This window comes from Acinetobacter populi (assembly GCF_002174125.1).
GTDB lineage: Bacteria > Pseudomonadota > Gammaproteobacteria > Pseudomonadales > Moraxellaceae > Acinetobacter > Acinetobacter populi.
In genome coordinates this window covers 369,742-387,899 of record NZ_NEXX01000003.1, presented here as the reverse complement: position 1 = coordinate 387,899, position 18,158 = coordinate 369,742, and the positions used below count along the sequence as shown (strand labels likewise).

At 40.1% G+C, this 18,158-nt stretch carries 21 protein-coding genes; 11 read left to right on the top strand and 10 right to left on the bottom strand.

The window, feature by feature from the left end; translation table 11 throughout:
• Position 1: 1 nt before the first annotated feature.
• The 3 genes from CAP51_RS10940 to CAP51_RS10930 form a co-directional block, all read right to left on the bottom strand.
• Positions 2–556 (bottom strand): gamma carbonic anhydrase family protein, encoded by a 555-nt coding sequence (locus tag CAP51_RS10940; RefSeq protein ID WP_087620787.1) that lies wholly within the window; start codon positions 554–556, stop codon positions 2–4.
• Between the two features lie 149 nt (positions 557–705).
• A complete protein-coding gene (gene dacC / locus CAP51_RS10935; RefSeq protein ID WP_087620786.1) occupies positions 706–1,866 on the bottom strand; it encodes a D-alanyl-D-alanine carboxypeptidase PBP5/6 in 1,161 nt (386 codons plus the stop codon).
• Between the two features lie 112 nt (positions 1,867–1,978).
• Positions 1,979–2,386 (bottom strand): MCR_0457 family protein, encoded by a 408-nt coding sequence (locus CAP51_RS10930; protein ID WP_087620785.1) that lies wholly within the window; start codon positions 2,384–2,386, stop codon positions 1,979–1,981.
• Between the two features lie 149 nt (positions 2,387–2,535).
• Here CAP51_RS10930 and surE point away from each other — a divergent pair, with 149 nt between their 5' ends.
• The 4 genes from surE to CAP51_RS10910 all read left to right on the top strand — a co-directional run bounded on the left by surE (position 2,536) and on the right by CAP51_RS10910 (position 7,163).
• Positions 2,536–3,345: a 5'/3'-nucleotidase SurE gene (surE, locus tag CAP51_RS10925; RefSeq protein ID WP_087620784.1), complete on the top strand. Its 810-nt coding sequence runs from the start codon at positions 2,536–2,538 to the stop codon at positions 3,343–3,345.
• Between the two features lie 178 nt (positions 3,346–3,523).
• Positions 3,524–4,378, top strand: coding sequence for a LysM peptidoglycan-binding domain-containing M23 family metallopeptidase (locus tag CAP51_RS10920; protein WP_087620783.1), 855 nt, complete (start codon positions 3,524–3,526; stop codon positions 4,376–4,378).
• 110 nt (positions 4,379–4,488) lie between these two features.
• Entirely contained in the window at positions 4,489–5,403 is a 915-nt protein-coding gene (locus tag CAP51_RS10915; protein WP_087620782.1) for a LysR family transcriptional regulator, read from the top strand.
• Between the two features lie 197 nt (positions 5,404–5,600).
• The gene (locus CAP51_RS10910; RefSeq protein ID WP_425426797.1) at positions 5,601–7,163 is read left to right on the top strand and encodes a phospholipase D family protein; all 1,563 of its coding nucleotides are present in this window, start codon (positions 5,601–5,603) and stop codon (positions 7,161–7,163) included.
• A gap of 73 nt (positions 7,164–7,236) precedes the next feature.
• Here CAP51_RS10910 and CAP51_RS10905 read toward each other — a convergent pair whose 3' ends face one another.
• Entirely contained in the window at positions 7,237–8,448 is a 1,212-nt protein-coding gene (locus tag CAP51_RS10905; RefSeq protein WP_087620780.1) for an aspartate aminotransferase family protein, read from the bottom strand.
• A 156-nt stretch (positions 8,449–8,604) separates the two neighbouring features.
• Here CAP51_RS10905 and grxD point away from each other — a divergent pair, with 156 nt between their 5' ends.
• Entirely contained in the window at positions 8,605–8,943 is a 339-nt protein-coding gene (gene grxD, locus CAP51_RS10900; protein WP_087620779.1) for a Grx4 family monothiol glutaredoxin, read from the top strand.
• A gap of 283 nt (positions 8,944–9,226) precedes the next feature.
• On the opposite strand, the gene yaaA is transcribed toward grxD, so the two are convergent.
• Positions 9,227–10,006, bottom strand: coding sequence for a peroxide stress protein YaaA (yaaA, locus tag CAP51_RS10895; protein ID WP_087620778.1), 780 nt, complete (start codon positions 10,004–10,006; stop codon positions 9,227–9,229).
• A gap of 121 nt (positions 10,007–10,127) precedes the next feature.
• On the opposite strand from yaaA, the gene CAP51_RS10890 reads away from it, so the two are divergent.
• Complete coding sequence (locus CAP51_RS10890) at positions 10,128–10,754, top strand: alpha/beta hydrolase (protein ID WP_087620777.1); 627 nt, start codon at positions 10,128–10,130, stop codon at positions 10,752–10,754.
• Positions 10,755–10,859: 105 nt separating this feature from the next.
• Here CAP51_RS10890 and CAP51_RS10885 read toward each other — a convergent pair whose 3' ends face one another.
• Positions 10,860–11,618 carry a D-Ala-D-Ala carboxypeptidase family metallohydrolase gene (locus CAP51_RS10885; protein ID WP_213062688.1) on the bottom strand — a complete coding sequence of 253 codons (759 nt, stop codon included), beginning with the start codon at positions 11,616–11,618 and terminating at the stop codon, positions 10,860–10,862.
• Between the two features lie 113 nt (positions 11,619–11,731).
• Entirely contained in the window at positions 11,732–12,055 is a 324-nt protein-coding gene (fdxA, locus tag CAP51_RS10880) for a ferredoxin FdxA (protein WP_087620775.1), read from the bottom strand.
• Between the two features lie 298 nt (positions 12,056–12,353).
• Here fdxA and trhP point away from each other — a divergent pair, with 298 nt between their 5' ends.
• Both trhP and CAP51_RS10870 read left to right on the top strand, forming a co-directional pair.
• Positions 12,354–13,688 (top strand): prephenate-dependent tRNA uridine(34) hydroxylase TrhP, encoded by a 1,335-nt coding sequence (gene trhP, locus CAP51_RS10875; protein ID WP_087620774.1) that lies wholly within the window; start codon positions 12,354–12,356, stop codon positions 13,686–13,688.
• 4 nt (positions 13,689–13,692) lie between these two features.
• The gene (locus CAP51_RS10870) at positions 13,693–13,941 is read left to right on the top strand and encodes a YfhL family 4Fe-4S dicluster ferredoxin (protein ID WP_087620773.1); all 249 of its coding nucleotides are present in this window, start codon (positions 13,693–13,695) and stop codon (positions 13,939–13,941) included.
• A gap of 129 nt (positions 13,942–14,070) precedes the next feature.
• Here CAP51_RS10870 and CAP51_RS17610 read toward each other — a convergent pair whose 3' ends face one another.
• Together CAP51_RS17610 and CAP51_RS10865 are read right to left on the bottom strand one after the other, a co-directional pair.
• Complete coding sequence (locus tag CAP51_RS17610) at positions 14,071–14,196, bottom strand: hypothetical protein (protein WP_281249264.1); 126 nt, start codon at positions 14,194–14,196, stop codon at positions 14,071–14,073.
• A 51-nt stretch (positions 14,197–14,247) separates the two neighbouring features.
• Positions 14,248–14,868: a superoxide dismutase gene (locus tag CAP51_RS10865; RefSeq protein WP_087620772.1), complete on the bottom strand. Its 621-nt coding sequence runs from the start codon at positions 14,866–14,868 to the stop codon at positions 14,248–14,250.
• Between the two features lie 153 nt (positions 14,869–15,021).
• On the opposite strand from CAP51_RS10865, the gene CAP51_RS10860 reads away from it, so the two are divergent.
• Genes CAP51_RS10860 through CAP51_RS10850 form a run of 3 tightly spaced genes read left to right on the top strand, consistent with a single transcriptional unit; the run spans position 15,022 to position 16,814 of the window.
• Positions 15,022–15,213 (top strand): hypothetical protein, encoded by a 192-nt coding sequence (locus CAP51_RS10860; RefSeq protein ID WP_087620771.1) that lies wholly within the window; start codon positions 15,022–15,024, stop codon positions 15,211–15,213.
• A 39-nt stretch (positions 15,214–15,252) separates the two neighbouring features.
• Positions 15,253–15,783: an O-acetyl-ADP-ribose deacetylase gene (locus CAP51_RS10855; protein WP_087620770.1), complete on the top strand. Its 531-nt coding sequence runs from the start codon at positions 15,253–15,255 to the stop codon at positions 15,781–15,783.
• Between the two features lie 11 nt (positions 15,784–15,794).
• Positions 15,795–16,814 carry a CobW family GTP-binding protein gene (locus CAP51_RS10850; protein WP_087620769.1) on the top strand — a complete coding sequence of 340 codons (1,020 nt, stop codon included), beginning with the start codon at positions 15,795–15,797 and terminating at the stop codon, positions 16,812–16,814.
• Positions 16,815–16,818: 4 nt separating this feature from the next.
• Here the strand turns inward: CAP51_RS10850 and paeA are convergent, their stop codons facing one another.
• Positions 16,819–18,147: a polyamine export protein PaeA gene (paeA, locus tag CAP51_RS10845; protein ID WP_087620768.1), complete on the bottom strand. Its 1,329-nt coding sequence runs from the start codon at positions 18,145–18,147 to the stop codon at positions 16,819–16,821.
• Positions 18,148–18,158 lie beyond the last annotated feature (11 nt).

Here is an 18,158-nt window from a genome sequence, read left to right as displayed (position 1 = left end):
TCTATACAGAATGCTCATTTTGATGCAATTTATGCTGATTCATGACTTTGACATAATGCAGGGCAGAATATGACAGAAAGGCCAGTTCTTTTTCCGTCAATGGACGTACTTGCTGTACAGGTTGACCGACATATAAATAACCACTTTTTAGCACTTTACGGGGCGGTACCAGACTGCCTGCACCAATCATCACATCATTTTCGATAATTGCATCGTCAAGGATAATGCTATTGATGCCAACGAGTACTCGATCGCCAATACGACAGCCATGTAAATTAACATGATGACCAACCGTAACTTCTTCACCAATAATCAGTGGGGAGCCTTGAGGTTTTGACGCATTTTTATGGCTGACATGCAACATACAATGGTCTTGTACATTGCTGTTTTTACCAATCTGAATAGAATCTACATCACCGCGAATGACAGCGAACGGCCAGACGGAAACATTTTCGGCCAAACTGACTTCACCTATGACAACGGCCATCTCATCAATATAACAACTGCTGTCAATCTGTGGGCGATGCTCGAGGTAGGAGCGAATATTATGTGTCATGGCGACCTGTAGCGGTGAAAGAAAACCACAGCATTATAAATAAAAAAAGCATTCACTTGGATAGGGTCTGTTGACATTTGATAAATAGATCATAGACGAAATGTTAACAGACCCTAAATGAATGCTTTTATTTAGCGGTTTATTCAGGATTAGAATAAATTACTAAAGAATAATTTGATATGGTCAATTAAACGCGAGAAGAAGCCAGCTTCTTCAACGGGTGTTAATACCACAAGTGGTTGCTCGGCAATGACTTTGCCATCAACCAGTGCAGAAATCTTACCAACAACCTGACCTTGTTTTAGCGGTGCTTCAAGTTTTGGATTTACATCCAGTTTGGTTTCGATTTTATTGCTTTGACCTTTTGCCATGGTCACGGCAAATGGATCGGCCACCCCAAGCGAGGCTTTATCTTCTTTACCAAACCAGACAGGTGCATTGGCCAGTGTTTTATTGGCAGGACGGATCACCACAGTTTCAAAGTTACCAAAACCCCAATTGAGTAATTCACGGGTCTGGGTAGCACGAGACTGCATGGTAGGTGCGCCGAAAATTACCGTGATCAATCGCATTGGACCGCGTTTACTGGACGTGGTTAAACAATATCCAGCTTCATTTGTATGACCGGTTTTTAAGCCATCAACACTTGGGTCGGTATATAGCAGAGCGTTACGGTTACCTTGCTTGATACCATTAAAGGTAAATTCTTTTTCAGAATAGATCGGATAATATTTTGAGCTGTCATGAATGATATGTTTTGCCAGTACTGCCATATCCAGTGCACTGGAATAATGTCCTTCGGCAGGCATACCGGTTGCATTGGCAAAATGCGTATTTTTCAGGCCAATACGTTCCGCTTCCTGATTCATCATGTGGGCAAACGTGCCTTCATTGCCCGCGATATGTTCTGCCATGGCTTTGGAGGCATCATTCCCGGATTGCACGATAATCCCACGCAGCATTTCCAAAACAGTGGCCGTGCCATTGAGTGGGACATACATACACGATTCAGCGCTACTACCACGACACCAAGCAGACTCATTCATACGAACTTTTTCATTTTCAGTCAGTTCGCCTTTTAATAGTTTTTGCTCGATGATGTAACTGGTCATCATCTTGGTCATCGAGGCAGGGGCAAGATGTTCATTTTCGTTTTTTGCCGCAAGGATCTGACCTGATTCGTAGTCCATGATGACATACGCTTTATTGTCCAGTTCCGGTGGTGAAGCAATTACAGTCGCTGCATAAGTAAAACTATATGATGTACTTGCTAATAAAAATAATGCAGCAGATGCAAGTTGGCGTGCCATTATTAGAGTTCCAGTAATTAAATTTTGATGTGGGATGAGTGCGTCATTCTAAAATAGTCAAGGCAACAAACCAAATGGTTTAAGGTCTTTATTAAAAAAAATTGTCATAAATCTATTTTTTCTTGCCCCATTCAATCATATCCAGACAGACTGCACGATTTTCTTCGCTACTGGCTGTGCTGACATTCTGACGGAATTGTTGTAACAGGTTTTTGTAATCTGTATCTTCTTCATTTAAAAACTGTACAGCAAGTTGGGGGTTGGACACATCTTTGAGTTTAACATCAATATAACGTTTGTAGGCTTGATCAAAATTTTTATTGTTACCAATCAGTTTTGGACAAATTTCTGAAAATACCTGTGCGTAGGCCAGATCTTCCTTTAATGATCCGATATCGGAACTGACATCGACCACATCATCATTATTATGATTGCTATGGGCATCCTGTGCTGCATTGGCAAATACCGACAATCCAAGCAATACAGTAGAAATACAGGCTGTTTTAATCAATTGATTCATTATAAAAATTACCTTTATTGGGGCATGTTCACATTTGACACGTACGTCAATCGTAGATGAAATATCAATAAGTGACATTACACGTTAAATTGCGTTTACAATACCCAACTGTTTTTAGTTTCGCTATATAAGTTTTGTAGAGATTTTACGTGAATATATTGATTTCCAACGATGACGGTGTTTTTGCACCGGGAATAATTGCGCTGGCCAATGCCTTGCGTGAAATTGCACATGTCACGATTGTGGCGCCGGAAAGTGAGAGAAGTGGATACTCTTCGGCCTTAACGCTGGATCGTCCATTACGACCTATTCAAATTTCCAAAGACGTCTGGGCCGTGAATGGTACGCCAGCAGATTGTGTCTATTTGTCCATGAACGGATTATTTAGTGACAGAGAATTTGATCTGGTGGTCAGCGGTATTAATAGCGGTCCGAATCTGGGGGATGATGTTTTGTATTCCGGCACAGTGGGGGCTGCATTTGAAGGCCGTTTAATGAAGCAGCCAGCAATCGCCGTATCTTTTTGTGGACAACATGTACGGACTTATCAGGATCCCAAGGATTATGAAAAAGCGGCACAGTGGGTCAAATCGTTTATTCAAAGTGGTTTGCCACAATTGCCGGCAAGACATATTTTTAATATTAATATTCCCGATGTTGCACATTATTCCGGTGTACACATTACCCATCTTGGACAGCGATCACAGTCAAAACCGATAACTACACAAGTTGATCCACGGGGCCGTCAGGTTTACTGGATTGGACTTTCAGGCGAAGCAGTGGCTGCACCAGGTAAAGTTGAAGGCATTCAATCCGACTTTTATGCGATTGCCAATGATGCCATTAGTATTACCCCGATACAGATGGATGCGACCAATTATGAAGTGTTGCATGAGTTAAACCGGATTTTGTCAACACAAGCACCCTCAACACAGAGTGGTATTGGTGAACAGACCTGATCGTTTGGGCTGTAGTGCAATTGGTGGTGAGTAGGTGATAAGCGCGCTTTTTTGTTTAAAAAGCAGGCAATTATCCGCAGTTATGTTATGAGTTTGTTTCATTCCCGATAAAGAGATATAAACTTTTCTTTTTGATTTGTTATGCTACGGCAAATACCTTGATTGATTGGATAGATGAATGGCTTGGGCAGCACCTTTGTTGATGAATAATAAATCTATAAAGACAATCTTATCGGCAAGTCTTCTTGCAAGTACAGTATTGATTGTTGGTTGTGCCTCAAAGCCAACCGTAAATAGTTCTCGAGTATTTTATGTGCCCGAGTTCTATACTGTACAGCCGGGTGATAGCCTAAGTAAAATTGCTGCAAAATACGGCCTCAATTACATGGATGTTGCGCGTTTAAATAATATTGATGCAGTTGATAAAATTTACGTCAATCAATCCTTAAGATTGCGTGACAATGACAAATCCTCGACCCGATTGGTACGCGGAACACCGATTGAAGCAGCACCAGAAATCAAGCGGCAGAGTATTGCGACGCAGGCACAAACTGCAACAGTGCCAACGCGGACAGTTCCTGTACAGCCTACAACGCCGCAAGTTGGATTAGGGGCAACGACAGCACCACAGATCAATCCGGGCAATGCGGCTGTCACCAATAGCCAGATTAAATGGGTTGTTCCGAGTTCAGGACCAGTTGTTGCGCGTTTTGATCTCAATCAAAATCGAAAAGGCATTTATTTTGGTGGAAAAATTGGTGATCCGATTTATGCGGCGGCCAATGGTGAAGTGGTATATGCCGATGATGGTTTAACCGAATATGGCAAATTAATTCTGATTCGTCACAGTAATGGTTATATCACAGCATATGCCCACAACAGTAAATTGCTGGTTAAAGTTGGCGATCGCGTTACTAGCGGACAAAAAATTGCCGAAATGGGCAATAGTGGCGCCTCCAGTACCATGTTGCAATTCCAGATTCGTCTGGATGGAAAACCGATTGACCCGACCACAGTATTACCTATCAGTTAATTTACTCAGCTTTAGTACGCGTGGTTTATATTCAAAGCCCTTATATTGAAATCGATTTTCTTGTATAATCGCTCATCGAATATGTAAAAATAACAAAGCTGTGAGCGATTATGTTAGATAATTTACGAGCAATGGGTGTTTTTGCTTGTGTGGTAGAGCGTAATTCTTTTAGTGGGGCAGCTAAAGAACTCGGTATTACAACAAGTGCTGTAAGCCAGCAAATACGCTCATTAGAACAAGAAATGAATGTAACATTATTGCATCGTTCTACCCGAAAGATTAGTTTGACCGAAGTGGGGCAGGCTTTTTATCAAAGTTGTCAGGAAATGATGGCAGCTGCGGAACGGGGTAAAATCCGAATCAGTGAGTTGCAGGATAATCTCATTGGAGAATTGCGTCTTGCTACCACACCTGAGTTGGGGGCAATGCATATTGTGCCTGCATTATCACAGTGGATGATGGCACATAGCAGTTTAAAAGTTCGAATTGAGGCAGCACATCATTATGTTGATCTGGTTGATCAGCATATTGATATTGCGATTCGCATGAGTCCCAAAATGGAACAGCGCGACGATTATGAATTTATTCCGATGGCTCGGGTTGAACAGGTACTATTGGTATCACCCTCATATCTAAATCAGAATCCTCCAATTGACTGTCCTCAGGACTTGATCAAGCATGAATTATTACCGATTGATCTGATGACGGATTATTCGAAGTTTAGTTTTACCCATGCAACAAGTGGCGAGAAAGTACAGATTGAAATGCCTGTACGTATTCAGACTAACAATGTGTTTGTGGCAAAAACGCTGTGCCAAAATGGTCATGGTATTGCCAGAATACTCTATCTTGATGCACAACATGAGTTGAGAAAATCGGAATTAATTGAGATTTTACCTAACTGGAAGTTACCGGAATATATTTTGTATGCGGTGATTTTAAAGCGTGAACAGCAACCGGTAAAAATTACTCGCTGTATTGAAACACTAAAAAACTTTTTTGCCCAATTGCCGGGTGGACGATAAGTTTTTATTGTGTTTCCAAATCTTATGATCTATTTATGTCTTTTTTATTGTATCCACTCTCTAACTGACGTTGTACTTTAAATAGTTTTTTAGAAGTACAACGCAATTGTACGAGATAACATTTTCTTCACCGAATGTAACGTCTGCATGGCATTACATGCTATGTTAAAACGCCAAGCAATTTTCATTTTTAAAATATGATGCCTATTTGCTTTAGAATCATACCCATCATTTTTATCATTACTTTGCTATGTATTGGGATTACAGGATGTGGTTTACCAATGAATCAGACTAAACCTGAGAAACCGTTTAAACCTGAAATGTCGTATTGGTTGAATGAAACCAATGTTCAGGAAAAAATCGATCAGGGGCTTACTGCTTATCTGGGCTTAAACGATGCCTTTATTAGTATTGCGTCGAGAGTCTATTTGATTCGCCATGCACAGCATCATCTGGATTTACAATATTATATTTGGAAAGATGATTTTATTGGTCATCTGATGCTTTCTGAACTTTTAAAAGCTGCGGATCGTGGTGTGCAGGTTCGTTTGCTGATTGATGATCAAAATGGGACACAGCTGGATCCTACCTTAAAAACATTGGTAAAACATCCGAATATTCAAATCAGATTTTTTAATCCTTATAAATTTCGCCATTTACGGGTATTGGATTATATTTTGCGCTTAAAACATATTAACCATCGTATGCATAATAAATTGATTATTGCTGATGGGATTATTGCCGTGACAGGCGGGCGTAATATTAGCAGTGAATATTTTGATGCCAGTGAACAGTTCCAGTTCACCGATATGGATATTTTGTTTTATGGTCATGCGGTTCAACATGCCAATACAGTTTATCTGGAATTCTGGAATGATCGGTTAAGTTATCCGGTACAGCAATTGATTGGTTCAGGCGATGAGCAGCAACTAGAGCAGTTAAGACAAAACTATGCTGCGTATCACCTTCATGATCAGAATGTTGATGAGAAAATTCGGCAAGCACAAGAATTATTAAAAGTTCATTTACAGGATGATCCGGTGGAATGGGCAGTGGCTCATTTTGTTGCAGATTCACCGAAAAAAATCACGGGTCAGGCAACCGGCAACGAACTGATTTATCATCAAATGTATCAATTGATGGGGCAGCCAAAACAGCATTTGGAACTGGTGTCTGCATATTTTGTGCCGACACAACGAGGCGAACAATATTTATCATCACTGGCAAATCGCGGTGTTGATGTACGGATTTTAACCAATTCATTTTTGGCCAATGATGTCGCTGTGGTGCATGCCTTTTATCAGAAATATCGTAAAGACCTACTTAAAAACGGGGTACAGCTTTATGAATTTAAACCCTATATCCATCGGGATAAACCGACTTGGTATGAACTGATTACCGGAAATATTATCCCTGCTAAGGGCAAAAATAATTCTAGTTTGCATGCAAAATTCTTTGATATTGATGGCAAAGTGTTTATTGGTTCATTTAATTTTGATCCACGATCTGCCAACCTGAATACCGAAGTAGGTTTGGTGGTCGAGTCTGATCGCTTGCAGGATCGTATCTCTCAGTCATTGGATCAATACTTACCCCAGATTGCATATCAACTTAAACTTGATGCACAAGGAGAGATTATCTGGATTGAATATACTGAGGATGGAAAACAAATTACACATAGCAAAGAACCTGAATCCAATAAGTTCCAACGATTTATGATTAAATTTGCTGCAATTTTTCCTGTAGAGTGGTTAATGTAAGATGGATTTAATACAAAAAGAAGCTGTCATAGGGACAACTTCTTTTTAACATCAAACAACTGCTTGACTTAGATTATTTTAAAAAGTCCTGAATAACTGGTACTAGACGATCAAGTAAGTCATCTGCCTGTTGCTGTGTCATGTTTAATGGTGGTAATAAACGTACCACATGACCGGCAGTCACATTAATAATTAATTGTTTTGTATCACGTGCGATGGCGACCAGTTCGGCGCAATCTTTGGGTAATTCAATCCCAATCATCATGCCAAAACCACGCACTGTGACATTCAGATGTGCAAGGCGGGCAGTAAACTGCTCAACCAGATATTGCCCAATCTGTGCAGCATTTTCTACGGCATTTTCTTTTAAAATGGTATCAATGACTGTATAGACCACACGACTGCCCAGTGCTGTACCACCATAAGTTGAACCATGATTACCAGCTGCCAGTACACCCACCGCTGGACCTGCCACCATCACCGCACCAATTGGGAAGCCATTACCTAAGCCTTTGGCTGTGGTGAGTACATCAGGCTTGATGGTGGTGTGTTGGTAGGCAAAATATTTACCTGTACGACCATTCCCGGTTTGAACCTCATCCAGCATCAATAACCAATTGTGCTGGTCACACAATTCACGTAATTGCTCTAGATAATGAAAACCTTGTGGTGCAGTATTAACACCGCCTTCACCCTGAATCGGTTCAACAAAAATGGCAACAATATCATCACGTTCACTGGCAAGTTGGGCAATGGCTGCGACATCACCATAAGGTACGCGTAAAAAGCTATCAACCAATGGCTCAAAACCTGCCTGAACTTTTTTATTGCCAGTTGCGGATAATGTTGCAATGGTACGACCATGAAAAGAATGATCGGCAACGATAATCTTACCGTTGTGAATACCCCGATCATTACCATATTTACGGGCAATTTTAATTGCACCTTCATTGGATTCTGCACCGCTATTAGAGAAAAATATCTCGTCCATGCCGGAAACTTCGGCAAGTTTTTGTGCAGCAGCGGTTTGCCATGGAATTTCAAAAATATTACTGGTATGAATCAAGGTATGTGCTTGCTCTGCAATGGCATCGGCAATCACAGGGTGAGCATGACCTAAACCACACACAGCAATTCCGGTCAATGCATCTAAATATTCCGTGCCATCTTCGGTATAAAGATATGAACCTCGACCTCGGACAAAGGCGATCTGTTGACGACCATAGGTTGGCATCAAATGACTAGGTTGATCGCTTTGAATTGGTGCGGGCGTATACTGGTTCATTTCTATCTCTTTATACAAAAACAAAGTGTTAATCTAAGCAAAATATTGTAATAAAAGAAAGCCTGAACGCCGATATTTTTGTCGAAAAAACCAATTGGTACTACGCAATGAGGATGTTTTGTCTATAATAGGCAGATTGATAAAGAGGAATACACCATGACCGAACAAGTACGTGATACCGAAGCGTTGATCCGTGATCAAATTGCCAAACATGCGGTATTGCTTTATATGAAAGGTACACCACAATTTCCACAGTGTGGCTTTTCTGCCCGTGCAGTAGAAGTTTTGAGCCAGATTGGTCGCCCATTCGCTTATGTGAATATTCTGGAAAATCCTGATATTCGTGCAACTTTACCAAAAATTGCCAACTGGCCAACTTTCCCACAATTATGGGTGGCAGGTGAATTGGTTGGTGGTAGCGACATTATGCTGGAAATGTTCCAGAATGGTGAATTACGTACCCTGATCGAAGAACACAGTCCTGAGCAAGGATAAGACGAGCATTGCTCGTCCCTTGCGCAAGGCGAGCAGCTATGCTGCGAGTTACAAGGATAAGCAAAACACTGTTTGCCCTTTGCGCAAGGCGAGCTGTAGCTATGCTGTGAGTTGCAAGGATAAGCAAAACATTGTTTTACCCTAGTGCAAGGCGAGCAGCTATGCTGTGAGTTGTAGGGATATTTGCCAGTTATTCAAATGTTAAGCTTAAGCAAAGCATTTTTTGCTTAAGCTGCTTTTAAAAGAGGGGATAACAAACCCTATTTAATGATGATCAAGAGAGTTATTCAATCACTTCATCGCGCTTAAATACATATTCAGATGCATTTGAGTTTTCTTCATCAAAATAATAACCATCCAGATCAAACGCTTTCAATTGTTCAGGCTGTGTGAGACGATTTTGGATAATAAAGCGTGACATTAAGCCTCGGGCTTTTTTTGCATAAAAACTAATGACTTTATATTTGCCATTTTTTTGATCTAAAAATACAGGTTTGATAATATTTGCATTTAAAATATTTTCTTGTACAGCTTTATAGTATTCATCAGAAGCAAGATTAATCAGAACATCATCTTTTTGTTGCTGCATATCCTGTTTTAATAAAGTACTAATCCGATCTCCCCAGAATTGATATAAATCTGATCCGCGTTCATTTTTTAGTTTTGTTCCCATTTCCAGACGATACGGCAGCATTAAATCCAGTGGACGTAATAAACCATACAAACCTGAAAGAATGCGTAAATGTTGTTGGGCAAATTCAATATCCTGTATAGATAAGGTTTCCACATCAAGCCCGGTATAAACATCACCTTTAAAGGCAAAAATAGCTTGTCTGGCATTATGTAAGTCGAAATCTTTTTGCCAATCACGAAAGCGTTCAACATTTAAGGTGGCCAATTTATCACTGATTTTCATTAAGCTGGCTAATTGTGTAGCAGAAAGTTTGCGACAGCTTTCGATCAATTCTGCGGATTGCTCTAGACAACGCGGCTGGGTAAATTGCTCGGTGGCAAGTTCTGATTCATAATCGAGTGTTTTTGCAGGAGAAATAACAATAAACATAATGATCGGACAAATTTGAAATGGAGTTTAAATACTGTAACAAATGCTGAAATTTATGCCAAGAACTGATTTGTATTGCCTGAATACTTGCTAGAATAGGCATGGACAAAATAGGTGTGTTATGACAGAACAAATTTTCCTTCAAGGTGAAGCCGGACAAATCGAAATTTTTGAAGATCGTCCAGAAGACATTAAAGCGATTGCAGTTGTCACCCATCCCCATCCATTAATGGGGGGAAATCCACAGCATAAAATTCCCCAGTTGATTACAGATGTTTTGGTTGAAAAAGGATGTCTAGTATGGCGGCCCAGCTTTCGTGGTATGGGACAATCCCAAGGAACACATGATCATGGCAATGGCGAAAGTCGTGATGTGGCACTGTTGAGTCTGGAATTGCAAAAAAGATATCCAGATTTGCCCTTTATTGCGGGTGGTTTCTCCTTTGGTTCCCATGTGTGGTCGAAAAGTTTTCATTTACTTCCCGAGGAAAAGCGACCTGAAAAACTACTACTCGCAGGTTTGCCCTGTGGTTTTGTACGCGGTGCTGTAGATTATCAAACACCGCAAATCGATAGTGATATTCTACTTGTACATGGCGAGCAAGATGATATTACACCTCTACAAGATGTAATTGACTGGGCAAAACCACAACGTCATCCGATTACCATTATGCCGGGTGCCAATCATTTTTTTACAGGTTACTTAAAACCTTTGAGATTAATTATTGAACGGTATTTTTTAATTTAATTCGAGATATAAATTAAATCTACTCAGTAAAGCTGAATTGAATAAGATGATTATTTTTAGATATCAGCTTTATTGAGAGGATTATTTTTTAAAGAAGAGATTTTCTTAATAATTACGACACATTGACGTATTGCTGGTATGATCCGGTCCCCATGAACGGTAGCCCTGCGTATCAATATGAATTTGCCCAGAAGCATAAACACCTAGACCCATATTGAGAGTTTGACCATGTTGGGTCCAGAAATTACATAATTTAATTTTGGTATCTTCAATCAGGATAATATCTTCAGGTTGGGTGGGTTGTTCCGGCCCAATGCGAAAATCGATTGCTGCATTGTGTACATGTTTGGAACCTGCTGCACCACCTGCACAAATATTTAATGAATAATCCCGATAAACTGATGTAATTTCATAATTTGTAAGGACTTTGGTATCGACTAAATATTGCAGGATTTTTAATGTTGGTAATAAATTCTGCCAAAGTTCTGGTGTCGGTACCGAATAGGGTGCATAACCACATTTTGCCCAGTCTCTTGCATTACGCAATAGTTGATAAGTAGGCACAGCAGTGTTGACACGATTTTCTTTTAAAAATTTCTCGTATTGCTGTACACGCTCTTTATGATCACTTTGATTTAACCAGACCAGATAATTTGCTGGCGGCTGTTGTAACCAGACTTGCTGTGCCGGGGCTTGCGGTGGTTGCTGCGGGTTGATAATGATTTTTCGGGCAGTCTCTGGCAACCTCTGCATTGGCTGAGTTGATGTCGTGGTACATCCAGATAATATGAATGGACATAAACTGAGAAGTAAAAAGCACTTTGCAGTATTTTTAAATTTAATGGGGGCTATAATTTGCGTCATTTTTATAGTTTATGGCTAAAGTGAGAAAGATACAAAATGTACTTTGCAAAAAAATGTACAACAAACGTATGTTGAGGGTTAAAACAGCCATAACCCTCAAATTTATGATGATATTATCGTTCCAGAAATTTCAATTTGTCTGGTTTGCCATTCCAGTCTTCTCGATCTTCTGGCTGGTCGCCAATCTGGGTAATGTTGGGCCAGGTTTGAGAAAGTTCTGCATTGATTTCAATAAAGACTTCCTGTCCCTCGGGCAGCTCATCTTCGGAGAAGATTGCATTGGCAGGACATTCTGGCTCACATAGGGCACAGTCGATACATTCGTCCGGATTGATGACCAGAAAGTTGGGACCTTCATAAAAACAATCAACAGGACAAACTTCTACACAATCTTGATATTTGCATTTAATACAGTTTTCAGTAACGACAAAGGTCATGGCGACAGCTATCCAATATTCAGTTTGGTGAAAATTTTGCTTATTCTAAGGAAAAAAAACATAAAGTACCAATCTCTTTTATTGATAACGGTTATAAAAACAATGTAAAAGCAGAGCTGAAGGCATGATATGACTGCATTCTTGCTTAAATTTCGAGATTAATAAATCTATTTACAAAGTATCAATAGGCTGTATTCGATTTATCCATAATTTTTATATGGTTTTTTTCGCCTAATACTGAATTCATCTCACAATATAAGGTAAAATAAAACCATATTCTATTTATGGTTTTATTTAAATGGCTGAGTTACTTTCTCCTGCGGGTTCTTTAAAAAATATGCGTTATGCTTTTGCCTATGGTGCAGATGCGGTGTATGCCGGGCAACCACGCTATAGTTTGCGTGTACGTAATAATGAGTTTGATCATGACAATTTAAAAATTGGCATTGATGAAGCGCATGCGCTGGGGAAAAAATTCTATGTGGTAGTAAATATTCAGCCGCATAATGCCAAATTAAAAACTTTTATTCGCGACCTTGAACCCGTGGTTGCCATGCAGCCAGATGCACTGATTATGTCTGATCCCGGTATTATCATGATGGTTCGAGAGAATTTTCCCGATATGCCGATTCATTTATCGGTACAGGCCAATGCAGTGAACTGGGCAACGGTAAAATTCTGGAAAAATTATGGCATTAGCCGAGTGATTCTTTCTCGGGAATTGTCGATTGAGGAAATAGCCGAAATACATACTCACGTTCCGGATATCGAACTTGAGGTTTTTGTGCACGGTGCTTTGTGCATGGCATATTCCGGTCGTTGTTTATTGTCCGGTTATATGAATAAGCGTGATGCCAATCAGGGGGCTTGTACCAATGCTTGTCGTTGGGATTATCAGGTTCATCCGGCACAGGAAAATGAAACCGGTGAAGTGGTATTGAAACCCTCCATACAAAAATCTTCTGCACAAAAAATTGAACCGGTATTACTACAACAAGGTGATAAACCGGAATTGATGGAAATGGATGAAGATGAACATGGTGCATATATCATGAATTCAAAAGATCTTCGTGCTGTGCAGCATGTTGAGCACTTGCTTAACATTGGCGTGGAGTCGCTTAAAATCGAAGGAAGAACCAAATCCTATTTTTATTGCGCTCGCACAGCACAGGTCTATCGTAAAGCCATTGATGATGCTGTCGCTGGAAAACCCTTTGATCAAACATTGATGACCACACTGGAAGGTTTGGCACATCGTGGCTATACCGAAGGTTTCTTGCGTCGACATGTACATCAGGAATATCAGAATTATGAAACAGGGTCATCTCGCAGTTTTCATCAGCAATTTGTCGGTGAAATTCTGGATCGTGACGGTGATTATGTCCGTGTTGCAGTAAAAAATAAGTTTTTATTGGGAGATCGACTGGAATTGATGACACCACAAGGCAATCATATATTTGTGTTAGAAGAAATGCTGGATAAAAATCATCGGCCAATTTCCGATGCAAAAGGTGATGGACATATTGTCAAAATTCCGGTTGAGCAAAGTATTGCCATTGAATATGCCTTATTGATGCGGTTTTTGCCGGAAGTTTCCAATCTGGATCGTATTGCTGTACAGGCATGTGGATAATGCTATGGCTTTGCTGATCACTTCAAAATGTATCAATTGCGACATGTGTGAACCAGAATGTCCGAATCAGGCGATTTCTGAAGGCAAAAAAGTTTATCAAATTGATGTGGATTTATGTACCGAATGTGTTGGTTATTATGATCAACCGACTTGTATTCAGGTTTGTCCGATTGATTGTATTATTCCCGATCCTGCACATATCGAAAGTAAGGAAGAATTGCTTATCAAGGCAAAACAGTTGATGCAGCAATAATTAGTATCCAATGATAAAAATTGGTGATCAATTCATCAATTGTCAGGCACAATTAACCTGTTGTACTTTGATCAAACCTGATTTGAATACAAATCAATGTTTAGGATCGCAGTACAACAGGGCGTATCTTTAGAAAATAAGATGTTGTGCAGACACTAAACAATAACTGCCCATAGCCAGTACAAAAGCACCCAGAATATAGCGGTATTTTTGTAGTTGCTGTTTATAGCGTTGTAATTGTTGCATCGTAATCATCATATTCTCCATTTAATTAGAATCCTTATTCACTAATGTTTATCCATTCGATTAATTCACTTGATCCAGCGCTTCTTGATAGCGGCGGTTTACTTCGTCCCAATTGATCACATTAAAAAATGCAGCAATATATTCCGGACGACGGTTTTGATATTTTAGGTAATACGCATGTTCCCATACATCCAAACCTAAAATAGGGGTGTTTTTCTGTATTAATGGGCTATCTTGATTGGCAGAACTTTCCACAACCAATTTCTTTTCCGGAGTCACGGATAACCATGCCCATCCTGAACCAAACCGAGTCAGGGCTGCCTGAATAAATTTTTGTTTAAACGCTTCAAAGTTATCAAAATACTTGTCAATTTCTCCGGCAACTTTTCCGGTAGGATTGCCACCAGCATTTGGTGCCATTACTGTCCAGAACAGGCTGTGATTGGCATGTCCGCCACCATTGTTGATCACTGTATTTTTAATATCTGCGGGGACATCATTAACACGGGCAACCAGTTCTTCAATAGGCAATTTTTCCCATTCGGTGCCTTCGATGGCCGCATTGATATTATTAATATAGGTTTGGTGGTGTTTGGTATGGTGGATTTCCATGGTTTTACTATCGATATGCGGTTCTAATGCATCGTAAGCATATGGAAGTGGGGGAAGTTGATATGTCATAGTCTACCTTGGAATGATAAAGTTGTTTACATATGCTAATAATTATCATATACAAAAGTAAATTTCAATCATTTACATGTGATAATTGTTTAAGACTTTATCTCATCATGGATTTATGTGACACTAGTGATAAACAAGTCAGAGTAATTGGTGATGAGTACAGAAAAAACACGTCCATGGATCGTGATACTGTTGGTATTGATTTTATTGGTATTTATTCTTGTAGGTGGTTACGCACTTTATCATGACGCATCGTCTATTCTGGGTTATTTGTTTTTGGGATTAGGTCTAGGTGGTTTAATTGCAGGCTGGGGTGCTTTGATGAACCATAAAGAGAATAAATAATACAGAAAGAAAAATTACCAGATTTAGGATAAGCGTTTTATGCCAAACATTGAAATCATTCAGGCTGATATCACCACAATCAAAGCTGATGCCATAGTCAATGCTGCCAATTCTTCATTATTGGGCGGCGGTGGTGTGGATGGTGCCATTCACCGTGTTGGCGGGGTAGAAATCCTCGATGAATGTAAAATGATCAGGGAAAAGCAGGGTGGCTGTCGTACCGGACATGCAGTTGCAACAGGTGCAGGGAAGTTACCAGCACAATATGTGATTCATACTGTTGGGCCAATCTGGCAGGGTGGCAACAATGAAGAAGAAAAGCTTCTGGCAGAATGTTATGTGAGCAGCCTTGAGCTTGCAGAAAAATTAAAATGTACCAGTATTGCTTTTCCAAATATTAGTACCGGTGTCTATCATTTTCCCAAAAAAGAGGCAGCAAAAATTGCACTTACTGCGGTAAAGAAACAATTGCATCATTTAACATGTATTCAGCAGATCATTTTTGTCTGTTATGATCAGGAAAATTATTTGATTTACCAAGACATCATGACTTATTTTTCAGATTTATAAGACCAGAAGTAATGCAATTTAAAATTCAAGCGGTGCCTACACATATTATTACCGGTTTTTTAGGTGCTGGTAAAACTACGGTATTAAAACATCTATTAAGTCAGAAACCCGCAGATGAAACGTGGGCAGTACTAATGAATGAGTTTGGTGAAATTGGCATCGATCAGACCTGGATTGCCGAGCAAAATGGTGTGGCAGTTAAAGAAGTATTAGGCGGTTGTTTATGCTGTACCTCACAATTACCCATGCAAATCGCACTGGCTCGACTGCTTTCGGAATTTAAACCGACACGATTGTTTATCGAACCTACAGGTTTGGGACATCCTAAAGAACTGGTAGATCAACTAAGTCAGGTACACTGGCAGACCAGTTTGTCATTACGTCAGGTGGTCACAGTAGTTGATGGACATAGATTGCATGAGCAGCTCTGGCAGCAGCATGAGATTTTCTTACAGCAAATTGATGTGGCGGATATTGTATTGGTGTCCTATCATCAGCAAATGTCGGCGCAGGATGAACAGCAACTGGCATTTTTAAAACAAGCATATGCTGAGGTGGATAAGCAGTGGTTTTTGATTGATCATGGCCAAATTGCATTGACACAACTAGATCAATTGCATACTGCTGTGCAGATGAAAAAACAATCTTTGTTAATCCAGCAACATCAGAATTTAAGCCAGACAGAAATGGCCGAGCCTAAAACACTGCCGTATCACTATGTTTCTAAAAAACAGGTTTTCGGACAACAAGCCTATATTGTTGCCGGCTGGCATTTACCTAAATCGTGGCAATTTGATGCAGATCAACTGTTATCAAGTCTACAGCAACTCAAACACTGCGAACGAATCAAAGGCAAACTCAATACCAGCCAAGGCTGGATTGATATTAATGCCATTCCGGCAAATTTTCAGATTGATTTTGCGGCACATGCCGGACTGGATAATCGTCTGGAAATTATTAGTCAGGTTGAACAGGACTGGTTGGCGATTGAGAAAAGCTTACTTGATAGCCAGATCGACAATCTCCAGTAACACTTTACCGATCCTGTTCTTCCGCTGAATTAGCCGGTAATTGTTCTGTCAGACGAGTGACCAATAGCTGGTCAATTTTATAATGGTCAATGTCGACGACTTCGAATTTAAAACCTTCATGTTCGACATAGTCGGCAGGACGCGGAATCTTGCGTAAGCGATACATGATAAAACCTGCAATGGTTTCATAGTTTTCCCATTCCGGGAATTCCTCAATATCCAGCGCATGTTTGACATCTTCAATTGGTGTTGAACCATCGATGAGCCAGGAATTTTCGTCACGTTTGATAATCTGTAAGTCTTCATCTATTGGGGTAACCCAGTCACCCATCACGGTAATCATGATATCTGACAGGGTGATTACCCCCACAACAAGCGCATATTCATTGATGACGACAGCCAGTTTTTCTTTGGTGGCACGAAAGCGATCCAGTAGCTCAGATAATGTCAAAGAATCAGGGATAATCAAAACATTGCGTATGATAGATTCATTCAGTTGAATAAAGGATTGATTATTCATGATTTTAACCAGAATATCCTTGGTGTCGACATAACCGATGACTTGATCGATTTGTTCATTACACACCAAAAATTTGGAGTAGGGATATTCTGCGATTTTCTGACGAATACTGTGTTCTGATTCTTTTAAGGTAAAATACACCACATTTTCACGCGTGGTCATACTTGATGGAACTGTACGTTCCTCAAGCTCAAACACATTTTCAATGAAATGATGTTCCTGTTGCTGGAGTACACCAGCCTGTGCGCCAGCATCAACAATTGCAGAAATATCATCAAAGGTAATATTGTCATCACGCGTGGTATTGATTTTAAGCAAACGAAAGATCAGGTTGGCAATCGCATTAATCACCCAAGCCAGTGGCTTACAGATTTTGATAAAAATACTGATGGGGTTAATGACAGCAATCGAGATTTTTTCTGGCGCAATCATTGCCAGACGTTTGGGCATCAGATCGGCAAATAGGATAAAAAGAGATGTGACAAAGGTAAAAGAAAGCATAAAACCAATGGTTTGGGCCCATGGACCGCTATAAAAGCGTTCCACAAAACCCATCAGATAAGGGCGAAATGCTGCTTCACCCAGTATCCCGCCAAGAATTGCCACAGCATTTAAACCAATTTGCGACGCAGCAAAAAAGTCCGCAGAGTTTTCCTGAAGTTTAAGAACTTTTGTTGCCCGTTCATCACCTGCTTCGGACAATAGTTTTAGCTTAATTTTTCGCGCACCCGCAAGGGCAATTTCCGAAAGAGACAGAAATCCTGCGCCGATTATCAATGTAATAATGACAATGATATTTTGAAATAAGCTCACGAATCACACCT

Coding starts and splice junctions, on each gene's coding strand:
- CAP51_RS10940 (WP_087620787.1), bottom strand. CDS start 556: ATGACACATAATATTCGCTCCTACCTCGAGCATCGCCCACAGATTGAC.
- dacC (WP_087620786.1), bottom strand. CDS start 1,866: ATGGCACGCCAACTTGCATCTGCTGCATTATTTTTATTAGCAAGTACA.
- CAP51_RS10930 (WP_087620785.1), bottom strand. CDS start 2,386: ATGAATCAATTGATTAAAACAGCCTGTATTTCTACTGTATTGCTTGGA.
- CAP51_RS10920 (WP_087620783.1), top strand. CDS start 3,524: ATGGCTTGGGCAGCACCTTTGTTGATGAATAATAAATCTATAAAGACA.
- CAP51_RS10915 (WP_087620782.1), top strand. CDS start 4,489: ATGTTAGATAATTTACGAGCAATGGGTGTTTTTGCTTGTGTGGTAGAG.
- CAP51_RS10910 (WP_425426797.1), top strand. CDS start 5,601: ATGATGCCTATTTGCTTTAGAATCATACCCATCATTTTTATCATTACT.
- CAP51_RS10905 (WP_087620780.1), bottom strand. CDS start 8,448: ATGAACCAGTATACGCCCGCACCAATTCAAAGCGATCAACCTAGTCAT.
- grxD (WP_087620779.1), top strand. CDS start 8,605: ATGACCGAACAAGTACGTGATACCGAAGCGTTGATCCGTGATCAAATT.
- yaaA (WP_087620778.1), bottom strand. CDS start 10,006: ATGTTTATTGTTATTTCTCCTGCAAAAACACTCGATTATGAATCAGAA.
- CAP51_RS10890 (WP_087620777.1), top strand. CDS start 10,128: ATGACAGAACAAATTTTCCTTCAAGGTGAAGCCGGACAAATCGAAATT.
- CAP51_RS10885 (WP_213062688.1), bottom strand. CDS start 11,618: ATGACGCAAATTATAGCCCCCATTAAATTTAAAAATACTGCAAAGTGC.
- fdxA (WP_087620775.1), bottom strand. CDS start 12,055: ATGACCTTTGTCGTTACTGAAAACTGTATTAAATGCAAATATCAAGAT.
- trhP (WP_087620774.1), top strand. CDS start 12,354: ATGGCTGAGTTACTTTCTCCTGCGGGTTCTTTAAAAAATATGCGTTAT.
- CAP51_RS10870 (WP_087620773.1), top strand. CDS start 13,693: ATGGCTTTGCTGATCACTTCAAAATGTATCAATTGCGACATGTGTGAA.
- CAP51_RS17610 (WP_281249264.1), bottom strand. CDS start 14,196: ATGATTACGATGCAACAATTACAACGCTATAAACAGCAACTACAAAAA.
- CAP51_RS10865 (WP_087620772.1), bottom strand. CDS start 14,868: ATGACATATCAACTTCCCCCACTTCCATATGCTTACGATGCATTAGAA.
- CAP51_RS10860 (WP_087620771.1), top strand. CDS start 15,022: ATGAGTACAGAAAAAACACGTCCATGGATCGTGATACTGTTGGTATTG.
- CAP51_RS10855 (WP_087620770.1), top strand. CDS start 15,253: ATGCCAAACATTGAAATCATTCAGGCTGATATCACCACAATCAAAGCT.
- CAP51_RS10850 (WP_087620769.1), top strand. CDS start 15,795: ATGCAATTTAAAATTCAAGCGGTGCCTACACATATTATTACCGGTTTT.